Consider the following 5555-nt stretch of genomic DNA (forward strand, 5'->3'; position numbering starts at 1 on the left):
CAAATATTGCAGGGTAATTATCCATAATTGTGTAGGCCTTTAATCGGGTAGGCAAAAGTTCGTTTACTACCTCTTCAGCAGCGTTCAATTTGTTAAAATCAGCTACTTTCAACTCGTAGCCGCCAATTTCATCAGGCGCCCAATTATTTAACCTGTTTATGAGTGAGATATCGCCTACCACGTAGGTCTTGTCAACCTCATCAATACCAAAACTAAAAATACCACTTATTACAAATGGCCTTACCCGAAGCGGCTCCTGCACAAAATAAATCAAAACTTTATCCCCGGGTTTCAACTGTAAGCGGTCAGCAACAAACTTTGAGATCAAAAGTTGCTTTTTTCCTGTTGCGGTATCAGCAAGATCCGGGACGTTACCCGCTACCAGATTTTTTTTAAATACCGACCAGTCGTAAGTCTTATCTACCCCTTTTAATACGATGCCTTCAATATCGCCCTTTGCCTTTATGATACCCGGTTTGGTGGCATAGGGCATCATCCTGGTTATTAAAGGGCTGGCAATCACCTTTTTTAGCAGGTCTGTATTTGCTTGAAAGGGTGAGTTTTCTAAAGAACTGTTCAGATCGTTTTTCTGGATCACCATATCACCTGAAAAGCCGCGGACTTTTTCCCTGATCGCACTTTTAAACCCGCGCACTATGCCCAACGACAGTATCATTACGCCCAGGCCGAGCATAATGCCAATAATGGCTATCCGTACAATCAGTTTTGAAAATGTACGCTTTGACTTAAATGTAATGCGATTAGCTACGAACCAGGCGAAATTCAATGCAACAGAGATTTTTTGTACCTTCGCAAATATGCGGTTTTAACGTTAAAACTGGTACTTTTATATTGTACCGTATTTACATTTATGATAAGGATAAAGTTTTATTTACTTTTCGGATTGGTGAATTGCCTCATTGTAAGTTCGGTAACCGCGCAAAAAAGTCATTACAAGCCCTATAAAATAGCCGTCGGGGCAAAAATTAAAGAAATAATTCCGGGGGCTGACCAAACTTACTTTTATATTGACTATCTTAAGGGAAAAAATATTGGGATGGTGATTAACCAAACTTCCGTCATCGGTAAGACCTTAACCCTTACCGTTGACAGCCTGGTAGCACTGGGCATCTCTGTAAAAAAAATATTTGGCCCCGAACATGGCTTCAGGGGCAACGCCAGCAACGGGGCGGATGTTAGCAGCACCATAGACGAGGCGACACACATCCCGGTTATATCACTGTATGGCAATAAACACTATAAACCTACGCCGGACGACCTAAAGGGAATAGACCTGATGATATTTGACATACAGGATGTTGGCGCGCGTTTTTACACATATTTATCGACGCTGCAATATGTAATGGAGGCCTGTGCCGAAAACCATGTTGAGCTGATGATTTTAGACCGGCCAAATCCTAATGGTTTTTATGTTGACGGGCCAGTGCTGGATACAGCCTTTCGCTCATTCGTCGGATTAAACCCTATACCAATAGTCCACGGCCTGACTATTGGCGAATACGCCCAGATGATCAACGGCGAGGGCTGGCTTAAAAACCATGTTCAATGCAAACTTCGTATTATTAAAACAGCAAACTATAAACACAGCGACGCCTATAAGCTTCCTGTTACCCCTTCTCCAAATTTGAATACCGATAAATCGGTTATACTTTATCCATCTGTTTGTTTATTTGAAGGGACAACATTAAGCCTTGGCAGGGGTACCATGTACCCTTTTTTGCAAATTGGGCACCCAACACTAGCCGGCAAATATGCTGATAGCTTTAAACCGGCCAGCATCGCGGGTATGAGCGAAGACCCACCGCAAAAGGACAAGGTTTGTTATGGCATTGATCTTAAGGGCTATAACACCGACTTTATCCGGGAAAATAAAATGCTTAATTTAAGCTGGCTGATAGCGCTATACAAGGCATTTCCGGACAAGCAGCATTTTTTTAATGCGTATTTTACAAAACTTGCGGGGACAGAAAAATTACAAAAACAAATAGAGGCCGGCGAGGGCGAAAAAGAGATCCGAAAAACCTGGGAGCCTGCTTTAAGCCACTATAAAATGATAAGGAAAAAGTATTTATTGTACCCGTAAGTCGATTTCGGATTTGGCCAGCCTGCATGCGGCAGGGATGTTCGATTTCCGATTTCGCCCGGATGTAAATCTAAAAGTCTTTCTGCAAATTGGCGAAAGAAATTCAGAGAAGGTCGGGCTGGTGTATCGGTTGAAATATTAATTTTTTAGAACTACTATCTGCTATGAGGATAATATTTATGGGTACGCCCCAGTTTGCTGTTACATCATTAGACGCATTAATTACGGCTGGTTGTAGTATTGTGGCGGTTGTTACCGCGCCTGATAAACCCGCCGGGCGTGGGCAAAAACTCCAGGAATCGGCCGTGAAGCAATACGCCGTTGAAAATGGTATACCCGTATTGCAGCCCGAAAAATTAAAGGACCCTGCATTTTTAGAAGAACTGAAATCATTTAATGCCGATCTTCAGGTAGTAGTGGCCTTCAGGATGCTGCCCGAGGTTGTCTGGAACATGCCGGCACGCGGAACCATTAACCTGCATGCTTCGCTCCTGCCGCAATACCGCGGTGCCGCCCCTATTAACTGGGTGCTGATTAATGGCGAGCATGAAAGCGGCGTAACTACATTTTTCCTGAAGCATGAAATTGATACCGGCGATATATTATTTACAGAAAAAGTAACCCTTACAGGCCATGAAACGGCCGGCGAACTGCATGACCGCCTGATGTACAAAGGGGCCGGATTGCTGGTAAAAACCGTTAAAGGCGTTGAAAGCGGCAGGTATAACGAGCACCCTCAGTCGCAGTTAATGGAAGGGGTTGAACTAAGGCACGCCCCTAAAATTTTTAAGGAAGATTGCCTGATCGACTGGAACCAGCCTGCTATAACCATATACAATAAAATACGCGGAGTGAGCCCCATCCCTACCGCCTTCACCCATTTAAACGGCAAGATCCTCAAAGTGTACAAATCGGTTTATGAAATTGAGCAGCATAATTTTTTACCGGGCCATTTTTTGACGGATAACAAAACCTTTTTAAAATTTGCCACCACCGATGGGTTCATCTGCTTAACAGATGTACAGCTGGAAGGCAAAAAACAAATGGGGATTGAGGAGTTTTTGAGGGGGGTGAAGTTATAACTGCAATGATTGCTGCACTTCAACAACAATACGCGCTGGTTCAAAGCTCAAGGAAAGTTGTCTTGAGTTTTATTGATGCACAGCTTGGCCACGACCTGAATACGCCGATGCCTGCATTTAACAACCAGCCCCTCCGGTATTTCCTGGTGCACAATGCCGATTGTTATTTTCATTGGCTTGCTTATTTTGCATTGAAACAGCCGGCTAAATTGATCAGTAATGAAGATTTTACTAATGTGGCCCTGATCCGCCAATTGTACACCCGGGCAGATGATATTGTAGCCCGCTTCCTTGAAAGTTTTAAGGATAAAATGGAAGTACCCGTTGAAGGCCATCATAACCGCGCCGGGTTGGTGAGCATTACTCCCCTGCAGCTTTTTACACACGTAACCACCCATGAATTCCATCACAAAGGGCAGATCATGACCATGTGCCGGATGCTGGGGCATGTTCCCCCGGATACTGATGTGATCAGGTTTTAAAAATGCCCCTTGTAGTCATACGGAATGGTCGTGATGTTAAATTTTTTGATCTGATAACGATCATTAAATGAATTGACAGCCATCATTTCATTCGCGCATCAACACATTTAGCTTTGCCCTGTAAATAGTTTAAAGATGACAGGGCTGCTGATTTTTGGACTTATACTTATTGCCGTTATCAGCTATGTGCTCTTTGCGCCTTTTATTCTTGAAATAAACAGCTTCAGTAATTTCTATAGTGTCAGGTTCCTTTACCTGGCAAGTGCCAACCTGGTTTTAATTGACAACCGCTTAAAAATTAACATTAAAGCCGTTGGCTGGCACCTTTTAATGGACCAGTTTGCAAAAAGCAGAAATGATTTAACCAAACTATTAAAATCGAGCAAGACGAACACTGAATCGCACCTGGCACATCCCATGCCAAAAAATGCAATCACAGAAGAACGAATAGCCTGGCACCTGGAACACATCAAACATTGCCATTGCCGCGAAATTCCTGAAAATTTGACGGAGGAGATAAAGAAGTTGAATATTAAAGCTCAGGTAACTACCTAAGTTCATAATACCATGAAAAAGATAGACCTAAAAAAAACCTCGCGGCGCTTTATAAAGTGCCCGCCAATAAGATCAGCATGGTAACTGTGCCCAAACTCAACTACCTGATGATTGACGGGCATGGCGACCCGAATGATTCGACGATGTTCCAGCAAGCCATAGAAGCTTTATTCAGCGTTTCATACACCATGAAATTTATGCTCAAAAAAGGCGAACAACAAATTGATTATGGTGTAATGCCATTGGAAGGCCTATGGTGGACCGATGATATGAACAATTTTTCGATGGAGAACAAAGCTGCCTGGAAATGGACCATCATGATCATGCAACCCAATTTTATAACCAGTGAAATTATTGAACAGGCCAAAGAGCTGGTCGCCCGGAGAAAAGCAATTCCTATGCTGAATAATCTAAGGCTTGAAAGCATGGAAGAAGGGCCATGTGCACAATTACTACACGTAGGCCCGTATAGCGCCGAAGTGGCAAATATTTTAAAACTGCATGCTTTTATCAAAGACAATGGTTATAAAATGCACGGTAAACACCGGGAAATATACCTGAACGATATGCGCAGAACCGCACCTGAAAAATTGAAAACTATTATCAGGCAGCCTATAACTAAATAAAAATAGACCTATGGATGCGCTAAAGCAATACTTTATCCCCTACCCGATTTCAAATATTATTTGGTGTTTAAGTATTGTTGCAGCATTAAACATTTTGAGGCACCTTAAAAAATCAGGTATAAAAATTTACTTACAATGGCCCCGTTAAAAAAAAATGCGCTTGTTACAGGTATAAAGACAGATAATTTATAAATTCAGCAATGAAAATCATCACCCGTAATGTGCTTATCTTGTCAATGGTGAGTCTTTTTACAGATGTTGCCAGTGAAATGTTGTACCCTGTGATGCCCGTATATTTGCGTGCCATTGGCTTTTCCGTCATTTTGATAGGCATCCTGGAGGGCGTTGCAGAAGCAACAGCGGGTTTAAGTAAAGGTTATTTCGGCAATTTGAGCGATGCCACCGGCAAACGGTCGCCCTTTATACGGATAGGATACGCACTTAGCGCTATATCAAAACCGATGATGGCTCTCTTTAAATATCCTTTATGGGTGTTCTTTTCACGCACCACAGACAGATTGGGCAAAGGTATAAGGACGGGCGCCCGGGATGCCTTACTTTCGGACGAAACAACATCAAGATATAAGGGACGCGTTTTTGGCTTTCACCGGAGCATGGATACTTTAGGAGCGGTGTTTGGCCCATTAATCGCCCTTTTATACCTTGCGGCCCATCCCGGGAGTTACAAAGCCTTATTCTTCATTGC

General features: G+C 42.9%; 7 protein-coding genes. 6 read left to right on the top strand and 1 reads right to left on the bottom strand.

Annotated features, from left to right (window positions below; translation table 11 throughout):
• Nucleotides 1-787: ABC transporter permease (locus QZY09_RS17320; protein ID WP_295674404.1), on the bottom strand; the 787-nt coding region annotated here is incomplete at its 3' end.
• A gap of 84 nt (nt 788-871) precedes the next feature.
• Between QZY09_RS17320 and QZY09_RS17325 the strand changes: the two genes are divergently transcribed.
• The 6 genes from QZY09_RS17325 to QZY09_RS17350 form a co-directional block, all read left to right on the top strand.
• Nucleotides 872-2104, top strand: coding sequence for a DUF1343 domain-containing protein (locus QZY09_RS17325; RefSeq protein ID WP_295674406.1), 1233 nt, complete (start codon nt 872-874; stop codon nt 2102-2104).
• Between the two features lie 164 nt (nt 2105-2268).
• Nucleotides 2269-3186, top strand: coding sequence for a methionyl-tRNA formyltransferase (gene fmt / locus QZY09_RS17330; protein WP_295674407.1), 918 nt, complete (start codon nt 2269-2271; stop codon nt 3184-3186).
• 5 nt (nt 3187-3191) lie between these two features.
• Entirely contained in the window at nt 3192-3668 is a 477-nt protein-coding gene (locus QZY09_RS17335; RefSeq protein ID WP_295674408.1) for a DinB family protein, read from the top strand.
• A gap of 135 nt (nt 3669-3803) precedes the next feature.
• Nucleotides 3804-4223, top strand: a complete 420-nt coding sequence (locus QZY09_RS17340; RefSeq protein WP_295674410.1) for a hypothetical protein — start codon at nt 3804-3806, stop codon at nt 4221-4223.
• Between the two features lie 56 nt (nt 4224-4279).
• On the top strand, nt 4280-4849 hold the full coding sequence (locus QZY09_RS17345) for a GyrI-like domain-containing protein (RefSeq protein WP_295674411.1): 570 nt from the start codon (nt 4280-4282) through the stop codon (nt 4847-4849).
• A 200-nt stretch (nt 4850-5049) separates the two neighbouring features.
• Nucleotides 5050-5555, top strand: a 506-nt coding sequence (locus QZY09_RS17350) for an MFS transporter (protein WP_295674413.1), incomplete at its 3' end; no start/stop codon positions are given.

The organism is uncultured Mucilaginibacter sp. (assembly GCF_903913935.1).
Taxonomy (GTDB): domain Bacteria; phylum Bacteroidota; class Bacteroidia; order Sphingobacteriales; family Sphingobacteriaceae; genus Mucilaginibacter.